This is a genomic window from Superficieibacter sp. HKU1, from assembly GCF_029319185.1.
Lineage (GTDB): Bacteria > Pseudomonadota > Gammaproteobacteria > Enterobacterales > Enterobacteriaceae > Superficieibacter.
On record NZ_CP119754.1, the window covers coordinates 4,638,324 to 4,655,325 of the forward strand.

Annotated in this window: 11 protein-coding genes, 4 tRNA genes, 3 rRNA genes and 1 riboswitch; of the genes, 4 read left to right on the forward strand and 14 right to left on the reverse strand. The window is 53.5% G+C overall.

What is annotated here, in order from left to right; genetic code table 11:
- Nucleotides 1–98: 98 nt before the first annotated feature.
- Entirely contained in the window at nt 99–197 is a 99-nt protein-coding gene (gene ilvL / locus P0H77_RS22110) for an ilv operon leader peptide (RefSeq protein WP_001311244.1), read from the reverse strand.
- Between the two features lie 338 nt (nt 198–535).
- Between ilvL and P0H77_RS22115 the strand changes: the two genes are divergently transcribed.
- Entirely contained in the window at nt 536–2,056 is a 1,521-nt protein-coding gene (locus P0H77_RS22115; RefSeq protein WP_276159588.1) for a YifB family Mg chelatase-like AAA ATPase, read from the forward strand.
- Nucleotides 2,057–2,083: 27 nt separating this feature from the next.
- On the opposite strand, the gene P0H77_RS22120 is transcribed toward P0H77_RS22115, so the two are convergent.
- On the reverse strand, nt 2,084–2,422 hold the full coding sequence (locus tag P0H77_RS22120; RefSeq protein ID WP_103677628.1) for a DUF413 domain-containing protein: 339 nt from the start codon (nt 2,420–2,422) through the stop codon (nt 2,084–2,086).
- Nucleotides 2,423–2,541: 119 nt separating this feature from the next.
- Between P0H77_RS22120 and hdfR the strand changes: the two genes are divergently transcribed.
- Nucleotides 2,542–3,363, forward strand: a complete 822-nt coding sequence (hdfR, locus tag P0H77_RS22125) for an HTH-type transcriptional regulator HdfR (protein WP_276159599.1) — start codon at nt 2,542–2,544, stop codon at nt 3,361–3,363.
- A 90-nt stretch (nt 3,364–3,453) separates the two neighbouring features.
- Here the strand turns inward: hdfR and P0H77_RS22130 are convergent.
- The 9 genes from P0H77_RS22130 to btuB all read right to left on the reverse strand — a co-directional run bounded on the left by P0H77_RS22130 (nt 3,454) and on the right by btuB (nt 11,854).
- Nucleotides 3,454–3,529: transfer RNA gene (locus tag P0H77_RS22130), tRNA-Trp, on the reverse strand.
- A gap of 8 nt (nt 3,530–3,537) precedes the next feature.
- Nucleotides 3,538–3,614 (reverse strand) — tRNA-Asp (locus P0H77_RS22135).
- Between the two features lie 54 nt (nt 3,615–3,668).
- Nucleotides 3,669–3,784 (reverse strand): 5S ribosomal RNA (gene rrf / locus P0H77_RS22140).
- A 93-nt stretch (nt 3,785–3,877) separates the two neighbouring features.
- Nucleotides 3,878–6,783: ribosomal RNA gene (locus P0H77_RS22145) — 23S ribosomal RNA — on the reverse strand.
- Nucleotides 6,784–6,958: 175 nt separating this feature from the next.
- A tRNA-Ala gene (locus tag P0H77_RS22150) sits at nt 6,959–7,034 on the reverse strand.
- A gap of 103 nt (nt 7,035–7,137) precedes the next feature.
- Nucleotides 7,138–7,214 (reverse strand) — tRNA-Ile (locus P0H77_RS22155).
- A 70-nt stretch (nt 7,215–7,284) separates the two neighbouring features.
- Nucleotides 7,285–8,826: ribosomal RNA gene (locus tag P0H77_RS22160) — 16S ribosomal RNA — on the reverse strand.
- Together the 16S, 23S and 5S rRNA genes with 4 tRNA genes alongside form the textbook arrangement of a ribosomal RNA operon.
- Before the next feature lie 381 nt (nt 8,827–9,207).
- Nucleotides 9,208–10,059, reverse strand: coding sequence for a glutamate racemase (gene murI, locus P0H77_RS22165; protein WP_276159601.1), 852 nt, complete (start codon nt 10,057–10,059; stop codon nt 9,208–9,210).
- A complete protein-coding gene (btuB, locus tag P0H77_RS22170) occupies nt 10,004–11,854 on the reverse strand; it encodes a TonB-dependent vitamin B12 receptor BtuB (protein WP_276159603.1) in 1,851 nt (616 codons plus the stop codon). The genes murI and btuB overlap by 56 nt, the downstream gene beginning before the upstream one ends.
- A 65-nt stretch (nt 11,855–11,919) precedes the next feature.
- A riboswitch (cobalamin riboswitch) is annotated at nt 11,920–12,099 on the reverse strand.
- Nucleotides 12,100–12,203: 104 nt separating this feature from the next.
- Here btuB and trmA point away from each other — a divergent pair.
- Complete coding sequence (gene trmA, locus P0H77_RS22175; protein WP_276159610.1) at nt 12,204–13,304, forward strand: tRNA (uridine(54)-C5)-methyltransferase TrmA; 1,101 nt, start codon at nt 12,204–12,206, stop codon at nt 13,302–13,304.
- A 107-nt stretch (nt 13,305–13,411) separates the two neighbouring features.
- Here the strand turns inward: trmA and P0H77_RS22180 are convergent, their stop codons facing one another.
- The gene (locus P0H77_RS22180) at nt 13,412–13,771 is read right to left on the reverse strand and encodes a YijD family membrane protein (RefSeq protein ID WP_176919672.1); all 360 of its coding nucleotides are present in this window, start codon (nt 13,769–13,771) and stop codon (nt 13,412–13,414) included.
- Nucleotides 13,768–14,418, reverse strand: coding sequence for an HTH-type transcriptional repressor FabR (fabR, locus tag P0H77_RS22185; RefSeq protein WP_276159617.1), 651 nt, complete (start codon nt 14,416–14,418; stop codon nt 13,768–13,770). Before fabR ends, P0H77_RS22180 begins: the two co-directional genes overlap by 4 nt.
- Nucleotides 14,419–14,614: 196 nt before the next feature.
- Here fabR and sthA point away from each other — a divergent pair, with 196 nt between their 5' ends.
- Nucleotides 14,615–16,015 carry a Si-specific NAD(P)(+) transhydrogenase gene (gene sthA / locus P0H77_RS22190; RefSeq protein WP_194208595.1) on the forward strand — a complete coding sequence of 467 codons (1,401 nt, stop codon included), beginning with the start codon at nt 14,615–14,617 and terminating at the stop codon, nt 16,013–16,015.
- Here sthA and oxyR read toward each other — a convergent pair.
- Nucleotides 15,998–16,915, reverse strand: a complete 918-nt coding sequence (gene oxyR / locus P0H77_RS22195) for a DNA-binding transcriptional regulator OxyR (RefSeq protein ID WP_276159625.1) — start codon at nt 16,913–16,915, stop codon at nt 15,998–16,000. The two genes, sthA and oxyR, sit on opposite strands and share 18 nt — an antisense overlap.
- Nucleotides 16,916–17,002 lie beyond the last annotated feature (87 nt).

Here is a 17,002-nt window from a genome sequence, read left to right on the forward strand (position 1 = left end):
GCTGTTAGTCATGCTCTGTTCCTTGTTGCTGTTTTTAAGGTCAAAAAAAACCCCCGGACCTTTCGGTGCGGGGGTCTTAGTTCGTTAAGGCTTGATTTTTAAGCCTTTCCTCGTCCAAGTGCAGCCCCGCACGGTGGGATAATAATCACCACCACGCTAATCACGACCAGGCTAATCACTCGTAGAAGGGCTGTCATTTTCTGTACTTTCTGGCTTCTTGTTCGAAGGAATACCTAAAGAGTTATCACAGATTGCGGAGCTAACACAATATTTTTTTATGACCTTTTTTCTGAGCACGCTAACGGTTTAGCAAAATATCTTTGTTTTTTATAAGAAAAAAATTAAATGAAAATATTTCACTTTTTGGGTGATGGCCCGTCGTTTTTACCGTTTATGTCCTTTTTGCAAAGGCGATCCAGAAAAATTTGCAATGTTGCAGGCAGGCATAAAAAGCCGGGAAGCAGGCTCGCAAATGCATGATTTCACCATTACCAGCGTATCGCCCGGCGGCTATTCTCCCGCAACAGGAGGAGCTATGTCGCTATCAATTGTCTTCACACGCGCCGCACTTGGGGTTTCGGCCCCGCTGATTACGGTAGAAGTGCATATCAGCAATGGTCTGCCGGGTCTGACGATGGTCGGTCTGCCGGAAACGACCGTCAAAGAGGCACGAGATCGCGTTCGTAGCGCGATCATAAACAGCGGTTATACCTTCCCGGCAAAAAAGATCACCATCAACCTCGCCCCCGCTGATTTGCCTAAAGAGGGCGGTCGATATGATTTACCTATCGCCATTGCGCTTCTGGCTGCCTCTGAGCAACTCAATGCGTCACAACTGGGCCGATATGAGTTTGTGGGCGAACTGGCGCTTACAGGCGCGCTACGTGGGGTTCCCGGTGCGATATCCAGCGCCATGGAGGCATTAAAAACCGGGCGGCAAATTATCGTCTCGCAAGAAAATGCGGCGGAAATCGCGTTAATCGGTGGGGAAGACTGTTTTATCGCCACACACCTTCAGGAAGTGTGTGCGTTTCTTGAAGGCAAGCAGGCGTTACCGTTTCCACCTTCTGAGGATATCGCTGTGCCAACCGCTGCGCAGGATATTGCGGACGTGATTGGCCAGGGGCAGGGAAAGCGAGCGTTAGAGATCACCGCCGCCGGAGGACATAATCTGCTGTTTATCGGACCGCCAGGTACCGGAAAAACCATGCTGGCCAGCCGCCTGAACGGGCTTTTGCCGCCGCTCAGTAATCAGGAGGCGCTGGAGAGTGCCGCGATTGTCAGTCTGGTCAATGCCAGCAGCGTCCGTCAACAGTGGCGGTGTCGGCCCTTTCGCTCACCGCATCACAGTGCGTCACTGACCGCGATGGTCGGCGGAGGGTCGATTCCCGCGCCGGGTGAGATCTCGCTGGCGCATAACGGCATTCTGTTTCTCGATGAGCTACCTGAATTTGAACGCCGCGTGCTCGACGCCTTACGCGAGCCGATTGAATCCGGAAAAATTCATATTTCTCGTACCCGGGCAAAAATCGCCTACCCGGCACGCTTTCAACTGATTGCCGCCATGAATCCCAGCCCTACCGGACATTATCAGGGCAATCATAACCGCTGCTCGCCGGAACAGACGCTGCGCTATCTTGGTCGTTTATCCGGTCCTTTTCTCGATCGTTTTGATCTGTCGCTGGAGATCCCGCTCCCGCCACCGGGCTTGCTTAGTCAGCCGGTAAAGCGCGGCGAGAGCAGTGAAACGGTCCGGCAACGTGTTATTGAAGCGCATGAGCGCCAGTACGCCCGGCAGAATACCCTGAATGCCCGCCTTGAAAGCAGTGCGCTGCGCCAGCACTGTCGGTTAAACGATGACGATGCATTCTGGCTGGAGCAGACGTTAACCCATCTTGGACTGTCTGTCCGGGCCTGGCAGCGCTTACTGAAGGTTGCACGGACGATCGCCGATATTGAACATTGCGATCGGCTGGAACGGCAGCATTTGCAGGAGGCACTAAGCTATCGGGGAATCGACAGGCTGCTTATCCATCTGCAAAAAATGATGACGTAAAAAAGGGGGCTTACGCCCCCTGAATACTTAATCTTCGGATTCGGTGTAGTCTTCCGCACCTTCCATCTGCGGTTTACCGCCAGACAGGGTGTGGAAACGCTTAGGACGCTTGATACGCGTCATGTACTTGGACCACACACGCTCTGCTTCTGTGACCGGCTCGCGCTGACCACGGCATACCGCGACAAATTGAACTTCTTCTTCGGTTGCAGGCTCACGTTTACCCAGATCCAGCTCGTTGAAGGCATAACCATGACGCTCAAGCAGTTGTGCCTCTTTAATGGTGAAATCACCATGACGAGAGAACCCACGTGGGTAGTATTTATTGTCGAAATATCGATTAGTCGTCGTAAAGCTTTCCGCCATCCTACACGCTCCTAATTCTTCTGGCCGAGCTATTTATGGCGCGGAGTATTAGTTACGCTTGACAGAGTGTAAAACAAAACATTTAAATCATAACGACAAAAAATTTTGCGGAGAAAGATGTGGATACGGAATTGCTAAAAACTTTCCTTGAGGTGAGCAGAACACGCCACTTCGGGCGTGCCGCTGAAGCGCTATACCTGACGCAGTCTGCGGTCAGTTTTCGTATTCGCCAGCTGGAAAATCAACTCGGCGTAAATCTTTTTACCCGCCATCGTAATAACATCCGCTTAACGGCTGCGGGTGAAAAACTTTTGCCCTACGCAGAAACGTTGATGAACACCTGGCAGGCCGCGCGTAAGGAGGTGGCGAATACATCGCGCCACAACGAGTTTTCAATAGGTGCCAGCGCCTCGCTATGGGAGTGTCTGCTTACGGACTGGCTAAGCCGATTATATCAGGCGCAGGACGGTTTACAGTTTGAAGCGAGGATAGCCCAGCGACAGTCGCTGGTGAAACAACTTCATGAACGGCAACTGGACTTACTGATAACTACAGAAGCGCCTAAAATGGACGAGTTCAGCAGCCAACTGTTAGGACATTTCACACTGGCGCTGTTTTGCGCCTCGGCATCGCGTCTGAAAGCTGAACTTAACTATTTACGGCTGGAATGGGGTGCGGATTTTCAGCAGCATGAGCAGGGGCTGATTGCCAGCGATGATATTCCCCTTCTGACAACCAGCTCGGCTGAGTTAGCCCGTCAGCAGCTGGCTGCATTAAATGGCTGTACGTGGCTGCCTGTGAGCTGGGCCAGAGAAAAAGGGGGGCTGCATACGGTGACTGACAGTATGACGCTGACACGGCCTTTATATGCCATCTGGTTGCAGAACAGCGATAAGCAGTCACAAATCCGTGAGATCCTTAAGGCAGCCGCTATTGACTGATGTTCCCGCCGGAAGGCGGGTTCTCTGAAAAGAGGGTTATGCCAAATTTTGGGCAAAAAAAATCCTTTGCCGAAGCAAAGGATAATTTTCTGGCAGGGGCGGAGAGACTCGAACTCCCAACACCCGGTTTTGGAGACCGGTGCTCTACCAATTGAACTACGCCCCTAATTAGGGTGGCGGAACGGACGGGACTCGAACCCGCGACCCCCTGCGTGACAGGCAGGTATTCTAACCGACTGAACTACCGCTCCACCGAATTTCTTTGTCACTGACCGGATGTCACTCCGGTTTACTGCTAATTTGATGCCTGGCAGTTCCCTACTCTCGCATGGGGAGACCCCACACTACCATCGGCGCTACGGCGTTTCACTTCTGAGTTCGGCATGGGGTCAGGTGGGACCACCGCGCTGTTGCCGCCAGGCAAATTCTGTTTATCAGGGTGCATTCCGCACACTGATTAATCTGGTTCAGGCTGAAAATCTCTCTCAAATCGCCAAAACAGCTTCGGCGTTGTAAGGTTAAGCCTCACGGTTCATTAGTACCGGTTAGCTCAACGCATCGCTGCGCTTACACACCCGGCCTATCAACGTCGTCGTCTTCAACGTTCCTTCAGGAGACTTAAAGTCTCAGGGAGAACTCATCTCGGGGCAAGTTTCGTGCTTAGATGCTTTCAGCACTTATCTCTTCCGCATTTAGCTACCGGGCAGTGCCATTGGCATGACAACCCGAACACCAGTGATGCGTCCACTCCGGTCCTCTCGTACTAGGAGCAGCCCCCCTCAGTTCTCCAGCGCCCACGGCAGATAGGGACCGAACTGTCTCACGACGTTCTAAACCCAGCTCGCGTACCACTTTAAATGGCGAACAGCCATACCCTTGGGACCTACTTCAGCCCCAGGATGTGATGAGCCGACATCGAGGTGCCAAACACCGCCGTCGATATGAACTCTTGGGCGGTATCAGCCTGTTATCCCCGGAGTACCTTTTATCCGTTGAGCGATGGCCCTTCCATTCAGAACCACCGGATCACTATGACCTGCTTTCGCACCTGCTCGCGCCGTCACGCTCGCAGTCAAGCCAGCTTATGCCATTGCACTAACCTCCTGATGTCCGACCAGGATTAGCTGACCTTCGTGCTCCTCCGTTACGCTTTAGGAGGAGACCGCCCCAGTCAAACTACCCACCAGACACTGTCCGCAACCCGGATTACGGGTCTACGTTAGAACACCAGCCATTAAAGGGTGGTATTTCAAGGATGGCTCCATGCAGACTGGCGTCCACACTTCAAAGCCTCCCACCTATCCTACACATCAAGGACCAGTGTTCAGTGTCAAGCTATAGTAAAGGTTCACGGGGTCTTTCCGTCTTGCCGCGGGTACACTGCATCTTCACAGCGAGTTCAATTTCACTGAGTCCCGGGTGGAGACAGCCTGGCCATCATTACGCCATTCGTGCAGGTCGGAACTTACCCGACAAGGAATTTCGCTACCTTAGGACCGTTATAGTTACGGCCGCCGTTTACCGGGGCTTCGATCAGGAGCTTCTCTTGCGATAACCCCATCAATTAACCTTCCGGCACCGGGCAGGCGTCACACCGTATACGTCCACTTTCGTGTTTGCACAGTGCTGTGTTTTTAATAAACAGTTGCAGCCAGCTGGTATCTTCGACTGGTTTCAGCTCCGTGAGCAAGTCACTTCACCTACGCACCAGCGTGCCTTCTCCCGAAGTTACGGCACCATTTTGCCTAGTTCCTTCACCCGGGTTCTCTCAAGCGCCTTGGTATTCTCTACCTGACCACCTGTGTCGGTTTGGGGTACGATTTCGTGTTACCTGATGCTTAGAGGCTTTTCCTGGAAGCAGGGCATTTGTCACTTCAGCACCGTAGTGCCTCGTCATCACGCCTCAGTGTTAATGCGCAACCGGATTTACCTGGTCGCACCACCTTCACGCTTAAACCGGGACAACCGTCGCCCGGCCGACATAGCCTTCTCCGTCCCCCCTTCGCAGTAACACCAAGTACGGGAATATTAACCCGTTTCCCATCGACTACGCCTTTCGGCCTCGCCTTAGGGGTCGACTCACCCTGCCCCGATTAACGTTGGACAGGAACCCTTGGTCTTCCGGCGTGCGGGTTTTTCACCCGCATTATCGTTACTTATGTCAGCATTCGCACTTCTGATACCTCCAGCAGCCCTCACAGGCCACCTTCAACGGCTTACAGAACGCTCCCCTACCCAACAACGCATAAGCGTCGCTGCCGCAGCTTCGGTGCATGGTTTAGCCCCGTTACATCTTCCGCGCAGGCCGACTCGACCAGTGAGCTATTACGCTTTCTTTAAATGATGGCTGCTTCTAAGCCAACATCCTGGCTGTCTGGGCCTTCCCACATCGTTTCCCACTTAACCATGACTTTGGGACCTTAGCTGGCGGTCTGGGTTGTTTCCCTCTTCACGACGGACGTTAGCACCCGCCGTGTGTCTCCCGTGATAACATTCTTCGGTATTCGCAGTTTGCATCGGATCGGTAAGTCGGGATGACCCCCTGGCCGAAACAGTGCTCTACCCCCGAAGATGAGTTCACGAGGCGCTACCTAAATAGCTTTCGGGGAGAACCAGCTATCTCCCGGTTTGATTGGCCTTTCACCCCCAGCCACAGGTCATCCGCTAATTTTTCAACATTAGTCGGTTCGGTCCTCCAGTTAGTGTTACCCAACCTTCAACCTGCCCATGGCTAGATCACCGGGTTTCGGGTCTATACCCTGCAACTTAACGCCCAATTAAGACTCGGTTTCCCTCCGGCTCCCCTATACGGTTAACCTTGCTACAGAATATAAGTCGCTGACCCATTATACAAAAGGTACGCAGTCACCCCACAAGGAGGCTCCCACTGCTTGTACGTACACGGTTTCAGGTTCTTTTTCACTCCCCTCGCCGGGGTTCTTTTCGCCTTTCCCTCACGGTACTGGTTCACTATCGGTCAGTCAGGAGTATTTAGCCTTGGAGGATGGTCCCCCCATATTCAGACAGGATACCACGTGTCCCGCCCTACTCTTCGAGTTCACAGTATGTGTGATTTTGTGTACGGGACTATCACCCTGTACCGCCGGACTTTCCAGACCGTTCCACTACCACACACGCTGATTCAGACTCCGGGCTCCTCCCCGTTCGCTCGCCGCTACTGGGGGAATCTCGGTTGATTTCTTTTCCTCGGGGTACTTAGATGTTTCAGTTCCCCCGGTTCGCCTCGTTAAGCTATGTATTCACTTAACGATAGTGCAACGGATTGCACTGGGTTTCCCCATTCGGGTATCGCCGGGTATAACGGTTCATATCACCTTACCGGCGCTTATCGCAGATTAGCACGCCCTTCATCGCCTCTGACTGCCAGGGCATCCACCGTGTACGCTTAGTCGCTTAACCTCACAACCCGAAGCTGTTTCACTTCAGTGTTGCGAAAATTTGAGAGACCCACGAACAACTCGCGTTGTTCAGTGTTTTTCAATTTTCAGCTTGATCCAGATTTTTAAAGAGCAAAACTTCGCAGCATACCTTCTCAGGTACACTCTGAAGTTTTCATGTTCCGGACAGTAAAGGATGGTGGAGCTATGCGGGATCGAACCGCAGACCTCCTGCGTGCAAAGCAGGCGCTCTCCCAGCTGAGCTATAGCCCCATCGTAAATCTCGCTCACCGCAATTTTTCCTGAGGCAAGGCGTGGAACGGCGAAGCATACTCAGGTATGCGAGTCGTTTCACAACGCAGTATCAGGACGAATTTGGTAGGCCTGAGTGGACTTGAACCACCGACCTCACCCTTATCAGGGGTGCGCTCTAACCACCTGAGCTACAAGCCTGCAGAGATTTTTTACTGCCCGTTTTCATCAGACAATCTGTGTGAGCACTACAAAGAACGTTTCTTTAAGGTAAGGAGGTGATCCAACCGCAGGTTCCCCTACGGTTACCTTGTTACGACTTCACCCCAGTCATGAATCACAAAGTGGTAAGCGCCCTCCCGAAGGTTAAGCTACCTACTTCTTTTGCAACCCACTCCCATGGTGTGACGGGCGGTGTGTACAAGGCCCGGGAACGTATTCACCGTGGCATTCTGATCCACGATTACTAGCGATTCCGACTTCACGGAGTCGAGTTGCAGACTCCGATCCGGACTACGACATACTTTATGAGGTCCGCTTGCTCTCGCGAGGTCGCTTCTCTTTGTATATGCCATTGTAGCACGTGTGTAGCCCTGGTCGTAAGGGCCATGATGACTTGACGTCATCCCCACCTTCCTCCAGTTTATCACTGGCAGTCTCCTTTGAGTTCCCGGCCGGACCGCTGGCAACAAAGGATAAGGGTTGCGCTCGTTGCGGGACTTAACCCAACATTTCACAACACGAGCTGACGACAGCCATGCAGCACCTGTCTCACGGTTCCCGAAGGCACAAATCCATCTCTGGATTCTTCCGTGGATGTCAAGACCAGGTAAGGTTCTTCGCGTTGCATCGAATTAAACCACATGCTCCACCGCTTGTGCGGGCCCCCGTCAATTCATTTGAGTTTTAACCTTGCGGCCGTACTCCCCAGGCGGTCGACTTAACGCGTTAGCTCCGGAAGCCACGCCTCAAGGGCACAACCTCCAAGTCGACATCGTTTACGGCGTGGACTACCAGGGTATCTAATCCTGTTTGCTCCCCACGCTTTCGCACCTGAGCGTCAGTCTTTGTCCAGGGGGCCGCCTTCGCCACCGGTATTCCTCCAGATCTCTACGCATTTCACCGCTACACCTGGAATTCTACCCCCCTCTACAAGACTCCAGTCTGACAGTTTCGAATGCAGTTCCCGGGTTGAGCCCGGGGATTTCACATCCGACTTGTCAGACCGCCTGCGTGCGCTTTACGCCCAGTAATTCCGATTAACGCTTGCACCCTCCGTATTACCGCGGCTGCTGGCACGGAGTTAGCCGGTGCTTCTTCTGCGGGTAACGTCAATCAACGTGGTTATTAACCACATCGCCTTCCTCCCCGCTGAAAGTACTTTACAACCCGAAGGCCTTCTTCATACACGCGGCATGGCTGCATCAGGCTTGCGCCCATTGTGCAATATTCCCCACTGCTGCCTCCCGTAGGAGTCTGGACCGTGTCTCAGTTCCAGTGTGGCTGGTCATCCTCTCAGACCAGCTAGGGATCGTCGCCTTGGTGAGCCGTTACCCCACCAACCAGCTAATCCCATCTGGGCACATCCGATGGCAAGAGGCCCGAAGGTCCCCCTCTTTGGTCCGAAGACGTTATGCGGTATTAGCTACCGTTTCCAGTAGTTATCCCCCTCCATCAGGCAGTTTCCCAGACATTACTCACCCGTCCGCCACTCGTCAGCGAAGCAGCAAGCTGCTTCCTGTTACCGTTCGACTTGCATGTGTTAGGCCTGCCGCCAGCGTTCAATCTGAGCCATGATCAAACTCTTCAATTTAAGTTTGATGCTCAAAGAATTAAACTTCGTAATGAATTACGTGTTCACTCTGAGACTTGGTATTTCTTTTTTGCCTTTCGGCATTTAAGAATCCGTATCTTCGAGTGCCCACACAGATTGTCTGATAAATTGTTAAAGAGCAGTTGCGACGCGGCTTACAGCTCACCGTCGCGAGGTGACGTATAATACGTTTTCCTCATTCAGAGTCAAGCGTTTATTTTCGCTTTTCTCTGTCGGCGTTCTCAGTTGAACCCCGCTGACCCGGCGGCTTGCGTGCCGTTGTTCCGTGTCAGTGGAGGCGCATTATAGGGAGTTCTCTGACGTTGACAAGCCCTCTTTTCAAAAAACTTTTCAACCGTCTCTTTTTTATGCAAAACGCCCTTAAACTGCCAGTTTTTCGAGCGTTTCAAAGCCGTAGCGCTGCAAGACAGGCAATAATTGTTCTGACGCTGGCGTCAGCGCCATGCAAAATGCCACGTTCGCGCCGGTAGATTTCGCTTCGGGCGCTTCATGTTCCAGCAGCCAGGCCGTGCGTCGGGCAATTGCCGCGCCGGAATCAATCAGACGCGTACCTTCCGGTAGCACCTGCGCCAATTCCTCTTGTAGTAAAGGGAAGTGCGTACAGCCCAGTACAACGGTATCGGGCGGTTCAGCCATTCGCAGCCACGGACGTAAAATGCGTCGCAGTTCTTCTAAAGGTACCGGTTTGCCGTGAAGTTTGGCCTCTGCCATCTCCACCAGCTCCGCAGAACCCAGCATTTCAATTTTGCATTCGTTGGCGAAGCGAGCGATAAGCTCATGCGTATAAGGACGTTTCACCGTGCCGCGCGTCGCCAGCAAGCCCACGACACCGTTTGCTGTTAAACGTGCCGCCGGTTTAATTGCCGGAACCACGCCAACCACCGGGAAGGTAAACTTGTCACGCAGGGCGGGTAATGAAACGGTACTGGCTGAGTTACAGGCAATCACCGCCAGCGCCAGGGGATAGCGCTTCTGCACTGCCGTCACGATTTCAACCACACGCTCAACAATAAAGGCTTCGCTCTTCTCGCCATACGGGAAAGCGACATTATCAAAAACGTAGATATAGTGAAGATCCGGCAGGAGATGCCGGATCTCGTCATAGACCGATAACCCACCGACGCCGGAATCAAACACCAGCACGGTGGATCGGGGATCAAAAGGTGTAGCTGCCAGACAAGTTGTATTCCCGTCCTGCAGTTTGGTAGCCATAAACTGTCTCGTAATCTTTATCGAACAGGTTAGCTATTTTACCACGAACTGTCAGGTGTGAGGTGACTGGATATGAAACTGCGGCATCCCATAAGCTGACTCCGCCCATTTTGACCGTCCGGGTCGGATAAGCATTGTAGTCAGCGTCATACCGCGTGCCGAGATAGTGATACGTCAGACTCCAGTCAAAATCATAGACTTGCGTGTCGAGCTGATAGTTAACCTTCTGCTTCGCCCGGCGCGCCAGCGGTCGATCGGTTATGGCATTACGGGCATCAACGTAGTCATAGCCAATATTGTGCGTTACCGGACCCGTATCAAACGTCGCTGTGGCCTCGATGCCTTTAATGCGCGCTTTGCCGACGTTGTAATACTTCATCAGTTGATCGTTGTAATCGATGAGGTTATCAACGTCATTACGATAACCAGAGACGCGCCAGTTCACGCCAGCCGTCAACCCTTCAAACGCCCCTTCCCACTGTTTGCTCTCTTCCGGGTCAAGGTTTTTACTCCCGTAGTAGCCGTACAGTTGGCCGAGGTTCGGAGCCTTAAACGCCGTGCCATAAGAGGCAATAAAACGGTAGCCTTCAATAAACTCCCACGCCGCGCTGCCCTGCCAGGTGCCATGTCGGCCAAACTGCGAGTTGTCATCGCTGCGTGCTGCACCTTCAAAGGTGAAGTCGGCCACCTGCTGCAATCCGGTCAGGTAGATCCCGGTATTACGCAGATCGTAACCATTGGTCACATAGTTAGTGCCCGGCTCGGTGCTTTGCTTCTGCCAGTCAACGCCTGCGCCTACATTACCCTGCCCGACATCAACAGAGTTGGTCCACTGCACGTTGTACTGCTTGATCTCATCCAGCGTAGCGGACGAGTCATAGCGCCCCAGATGAGGATCGTAGTTGTAATCCTTGCTGTGGCTGTAGCCAGAATAAAGCTGAGAATGGAAAATATCCTGATTAAAGCGCAGGCCGGCATTCCACGTCTGGCTATACAGCTGGCGGGTATCCACCAGCACATCAGGCGTAAATGAGCTGTAATAGCCGTCATAGGCGGTGCGGTTATCGTAACCGTAACCGCGGACAAAGCCGGTCCACTGTTCGGAAAAATCATGTTCAAGCGCGCCGTACAGCGTTTTGTTCATGTAACCGTCGCCATCGGTCTGCGCTAATCCGCCGTTGTTGCCATCGGCGACCACGTCAAAACCTTTGGTATAGGTATAGTCGCCTGCCAGGGTGACGCGCGTATTGTCGCCCAGCGTTTGCTGAGTACTACCGCCGTAGTTCTGATAGCCGTGCGAACCGACGCCCGCGTTTAAGGTTGTACCGTCCTTTTCACGCGTAGTAATGATATTCACTACGCCACCAATCGCATCCGAGCCATAAATCGCTGAGCGCGGCCCGCGAACATACTCAATACGCTGCACCAGCGCCACCGGGAACTGACTTAAGTCTGACGATCCGCTAACGCCCGCCTGATTAAGGCGAATGCCGTCGACCAGGATCAGCACATGGCTGGAATTAGTGCCGCGAATGAAAAGAGAAGAGAGCTGACCGATACCGCCGTTTTGCGCCACATCTACGCCCGGTAAACGACGCATCACATCAATCACCGAGGTTGACTGCCAGCGATCGATATCCTCACGCGTTACTATACTTACCGGTGCCAGAACGGTATTTACTGGCTGTTCAAATCGACTTGCTGTGACCACCAGAGTGTCCGGGTTGCTATCCTGCGCCCAGCCAGAAAATGCCGTGACGGAACACGCCGTCAGCAGCGAAGCTTTTTTAATCATTGTAAAAGCATCCACAATATCAGAAGGATGCCGCAGGCCTCATCCATAGCACGCGATGATGAAACCAAATGCGACGTGATCCCGGCAGGTCTTCGGGCTAGGTGGCGTTTGCGGATAAAGACTTCCCACGTTATTACGCAGTGTCTACAACATTCATCCCGCCAGTCGTTACCGCTGCGCGTCAGCTCCAGATTTACACTGGATTCCCTTTTCACTCACAGGAGACCGGAAACAGAATGCTACAATTAGACACGTATAGATGTCCATACTGCTATGACTGATTAAGGCTGGACATCCCTGGCGCAATCCCTACAATCCCCGCGTAATTCTTTATCATCCAGGATGCATTATGACCCCCGAACATCTCCCGACAGAACAGTACGACGCGCAACTGGCAGAAAAGGTCGTCCGCCTGCAAAGTATGATGACGCCTTTCGCCGCGCCGGTTCCGGAGGTGTTCCGTTCTCCGGTCAGCCACTACCGCATGCGCGCGGAATTCCGCATCTGGCACGATGGTGACGACCTGTATCACATCATGTTCGATCAGCAGACCAAAAGCCGCCTTCGCGTCGACAGCTTTCCGGCGGCCAGCGAATTAATTAATCAGTTGATGACCGCCATGATGGAAGGCGTGCGCAATAACCGCGTGTTGCGTCATAAGCTTTTTCAGATCGACTACCTGACAACCCTCAGTAATCAGGCGGTGGTCAGTCTCCTCTATCATAAAAAGCTGGATGAAGAGTGGCGCCAGGAGGCGGAGGCGCTGCGTGATGCCCTGCGGGCGCAGAATGTGAATGTGCATATCATTGGCCGGGCAACCAAAACCAAAATTGCCCTGGACCAGGATTATATTGATGAACGTCTGCCGGTTGGCGGTCGTGAAATGATCTATCGGCAGGTCGAGAACAGCTTTACCCAGCCGAACGCGGCGATGAATATTCAGATGCTGGAATGGGCGCTGAATGCGACGAAAGGTTCGACCGGCGATTTGCTGGAGCTGTACTGCGGAAACGGCAATTTTTCGCTGGCGCTGGCGCGTAATTTCGACCGCGTATTAGCCACCGAAATCGCCAAACCGTCCGTCGCGGCGGCGCAGTACAACATCAGCGCCAACCACATTGATAACGTACAGATTATTCGCATGGCGGCGGAAGAGTTCACCCAGGCGATGAACGGCGTGCGTGAGTTTAACCGTTTGCAGGGCATCGACCTGAAAAGTTACCGCTGTGAGACGATTTTCGTCGATCCGCCGCGCAGCGGACTGGATAGTGAAACCGAGAAGATGGTGCAGGCGTACCCGCAAATCTTGTACATCTCCTGTAACCCGGAGACGCTGTGTAAGAACCTCGAAACGTTGAGCCAGACGCACAAGGTAGAGCGGCTGGCCCTGTTCGATCAGTTCCCCTACACCCATCATATGGAATGCGGCGTGCTGCTGACGCGAAAATAAGCCCTTATATGCCCGGCGGCGCTTCGCTTGCGCGGGCCTACAACGACGTCAATGCCGGGCAAGCGAAGCGCCTCCCGGCAAAAATTACGATAGCGTGGCTGGCGGGATTACTCCGACAGCTCCTGCTTACGATTACGCATCCGGAACCCTACCCAGAACACCAGGATCACCGACAGCACCGCCGGCAGGAAGTTAGAGCCAATCGCCGGATACTCTGCGCGCACCACTGTGCTATAGAGCAAAATACCCAGAATAAAACAGCCAGCAGCCAGGCCTGGCAACCCCACAGGCATGGTGCGATTCTGGTAGCGCTGATGCAAACAGTAAACCGTCAGCACCAGCGAAATAATGGGGAACACAGAAAATGGCACGATGGAGCTGAACAGCGCGGCAAATGTGCCATTGATGGATAAGCCAGCGATCAGCGCCAGCAGCAACGTACCTCGATCCTGAACGGTCTGTTTCATAACCTTTCTTTTTCCTCAGCATGTTGAGTCGGTTTCTCCTGCTCCCGACGATACCAGTAATACGCGCCTTTAGAGATCATCCGCAGCTGTAATACCAGCCGCTCCTCCAGTTGTCTGCGCTGCTCTGCACTTACGTCCAGCGCCTCGGCACCTGCGCTAAATACGATGGTGACCATCGCTTCCGCCTGTGCTTCCGTAAAGGCCCGCGGCATGTGGCTTTCCAGTTCCAGATAATCCGCAAGCTCGGCAATAAAGTGCTGGATTTCACGCGCTACCGCAGCGCGGAACGCGCTCGATGTGCCAGAACGCTCACGCAAAAGCAGGCGAAAAGCGTTTGGATTATTGCCGATGAACTCCATAAACGTGGAGACCGATGTGCGGATCACGCTACCGCCTTTGGCAATGCGCTGGCGCGCCTGACGCATCAGCTGGCGCAGCATCAGGCCGCTCTCATCGACCATCGTCAGACCAAGCTCATCCACATCGCGGAAATGGCGATAAAATGACGTCGGGGCAATTCCCGCTTCGCGCGCAACCTCACGTAAACTGAGGCTGGCGAAACTACGCTCTGCGCTCAGTTGACTGAATGCCGCTTCCACCAGCGAACGCCGGGTTTTTTCTTTTTGTTGCGCTCTAACGCCCATCACGATGTCTGAATCCTTCCAAAGGCCCAGAAGGCACTATACCAGAGATCAAAACAGATCGGTTTGCACAGGTTGTGAATGATTGTTTACGAGCTGTTTCTGCTTTATTGCAGGAAAAAAGCACAACGATAATTGGGTTAAACTGCGGCAAATGTTATCATCATGTTTATTTTGTGTATAAAAACAGGTGAGTCATACCATGCCACATTCCTGGGATTATGATGCAATTGTCATCGGGTCCGGCCCTGGCGGCGAAGGCGCTGCGATGGGACTGGTCAAGCAGGGAGCGCGCGTCGCTGTTATTGAGCGCTATCATAATGTCGGCGGCGGCTGTACCCACTGGGGCACGATCCCCTCGAAAGCCCTCCGCCACGCCGTTAGCCGTATTATCGAATTTAACCAGAACCCTCTCTACAGCGACCACTCCCGTCTTTTACGCTCCTCCTTTGCCGACATCCTCAATCACGCGGATAATGTAATTAATCAGCAAACGCGCATGCGCCAGGGGTTTTACGAGCGTAATCACTGTGAGATCCTGCAGGGCGATGCCAGTTTTGTTGACGATCACACGCTGGCGCTGACTTTTCCGGATGGCTCGGTAGAAACGCTGACCGCAGAAAAGTTTGTCATTGCCTGCGGCTCCCGGCCCTACCGCCCGGCTAACGTCGATTTTTCTCATCCGCGTATTTACGACAGCGATTCTATCCTCAGCCTGCACCATGAGCCGCGCCACGTAATCATTTACGGTGCGGGGGTAATTGGCTGCGAATATGCGTCGATCTTCCGGGGAATGGACGTTAAAGTCGATTTGATTAATACCCGCGATCGTCTGCTGGCGTTTCTCGATCAGGAGATGTCGGATTCACTCTCGTATCACTTCTGGAACAGCGGCGTGGTCATTCGCCATAACGAAGAGTACGAGAAAATCGAAGGTATGGACGACGGTGTGATTATGCATCTGCAATCCGGCAAAAAGCTGAAGGCGGACTGCCTGCTGTACGCCAACGGGCGCACCGGCAACACCGATTCGCTGGCGCTGGAAAACATCGGGCTGGAAGCGGATGGCCGCGGGCTGTTAAAAGTGAACAGCATGTACCAGACCGCGCTGCCGCACATCTATGCGGTCGGCGATGTGATTGGCTATCCGAGTCTGGCGTCTGCCGCCTACGATCAGGGACGTATCGCCGCCCAGGCAATGAGCAAAGGCGAAGCCACGGCGCACCTGATTGAAGATATTCCTACCGGCATTTATACCATCCCGGAAATCAGTTCCGTCGGTAAAACCGAGCAACAGCTGACGGCAATGAAAGTGCCTTACGAAGTGGGCCGGGCGCAGTTTAAGCACCTGGCGCGGGCGCAGATTGTCGGCATGAACGTTGGCACGCTGAAAATCCTGTTCCATCGGGAAACGAAAGAAATCCTGGGTATTCACTGCTTTGGCGAGCGCGCGGCGGAAATCATTCATATCGGCCAGGCGATTATGGAGCAGAAAGGTGGCGGTAACACGATTGAATACTTTGTTAACACCACCTTCAACTACCCGACCATGGCCGAAGCCTATCGGGTAGCGGCGCTGAACGGTTTAAACCGCCTGTTTTAACGCCTGATCGAAGTGGCCATCCATTTTCTCGCGGATGGCCTCCGCCAGCTGTTCATAACGGCCACGCAGCGGCGAGCCTGGACGATACACCAGGCCAACGGTACGGCGCGGCTCCGGCTTGATACACGGCAGGTAAACCACACCATCGCGCTGACGTTCCTGCGGCACTGAAAGCGCAGGCAGCAGCGTAATTCCGCTTCCCGCTGCGACCATGTTACGCAACGTTTCCAGGCTGGTGGCACGGAAGTGGGCATCTTCATCTGCGCCCGCTTCAAAACAAAAGCCCATCGCCTGATCGCGCAGGCAATGACCGTCTTCCAGCATCAGTAATTTTTCACCTGCCAGATCGGACATCGGTACGCGATCGCGTCCGGCCCACGGGTGATCGTCGTAGATCGCCAGCTTCATCGGTTCGTCAAAGAGCGGTACTTCAATAAAAGACTCACTCTCTTTCACCAGCGCCAGGATCGCACAGTCAAGTTTACCGCTGTCGAGCTGCGCTAACAGTTGATGCGTTTGCGCTTCATGCAGGTACATTTCCAGTTTAGGAAATGCCTGGTGCAACATGGGAATAATATGCGGCAGCAGATAAGGACCGACCGTGGGGATCAGACCGATATGCAGCGGCCCGGACATGGTCTCGCCCTGCTGGCTCGCCATCTCCTTGAGTACTTTAACCTCGCGCAGCACGGTGCGCGCCTGGTCCACCAGCAACAATCCTGCCTGCGTGAACAGCACCTTACGACTGGTGCGCTCCAGCAGCATCACGCCCAGTTCATCTTCCAGCTTACGGATTTGCCCGCTCAGCGTAGGCTGACTGACGTGACAGGAATCGGCAGCACGGCGGAAATGGCGGTGCTCGGCCAGCGCGACAAGGTATTCAAGATCGCGAATATTCATTCTTCATCCTCCATCGCCACGATAGTTCATGGCGATAGATAGAATAGCAACGAACGATTATCCCTATCAAGCACTCTGTACAATAAT

Excerpts from the sequence above, each read along its gene's own strand:
- murI (WP_276159601.1), bottom strand. The coding sequence starts at position 10,059 with ATGGCTACCAAACTGCAGGACGGGAATACAACTTGTCTGGCAGCTACA.
- sthA (WP_194208595.1), top strand. The coding sequence starts at position 14,615 with ATGCCACATTCCTGGGATTATGATGCAATTGTCATCGGGTCCGGCCCT.
- P0H77_RS22180 (WP_176919672.1), bottom strand. The coding sequence starts at position 13,771 with ATGAAACAGACCGTTCAGGATCGAGGTACGTTGCTGCTGGCGCTGATC.
- btuB (WP_276159603.1), bottom strand. The coding sequence starts at position 11,854 with ATGATTAAAAAAGCTTCGCTGCTGACGGCGTGTTCCGTCACGGCATTT.
- P0H77_RS22115 (WP_276159588.1), top strand. The coding sequence starts at position 536 with ATGTCGCTATCAATTGTCTTCACACGCGCCGCACTTGGGGTTTCGGCC.
- oxyR (WP_276159625.1), bottom strand. The coding sequence starts at position 16,915 with ATGAATATTCGCGATCTTGAATACCTTGTCGCGCTGGCCGAGCACCGC.
- trmA (WP_276159610.1), top strand. The coding sequence starts at position 12,204 with ATGACCCCCGAACATCTCCCGACAGAACAGTACGACGCGCAACTGGCA.
- P0H77_RS22120 (WP_103677628.1), bottom strand. The coding sequence starts at position 2,422 with ATGGCGGAAAGCTTTACGACGACTAATCGATATTTCGACAATAAATAC.
- ilvL (WP_001311244.1), bottom strand. The coding sequence starts at position 197 with ATGACAGCCCTTCTACGAGTGATTAGCCTGGTCGTGATTAGCGTGGTG.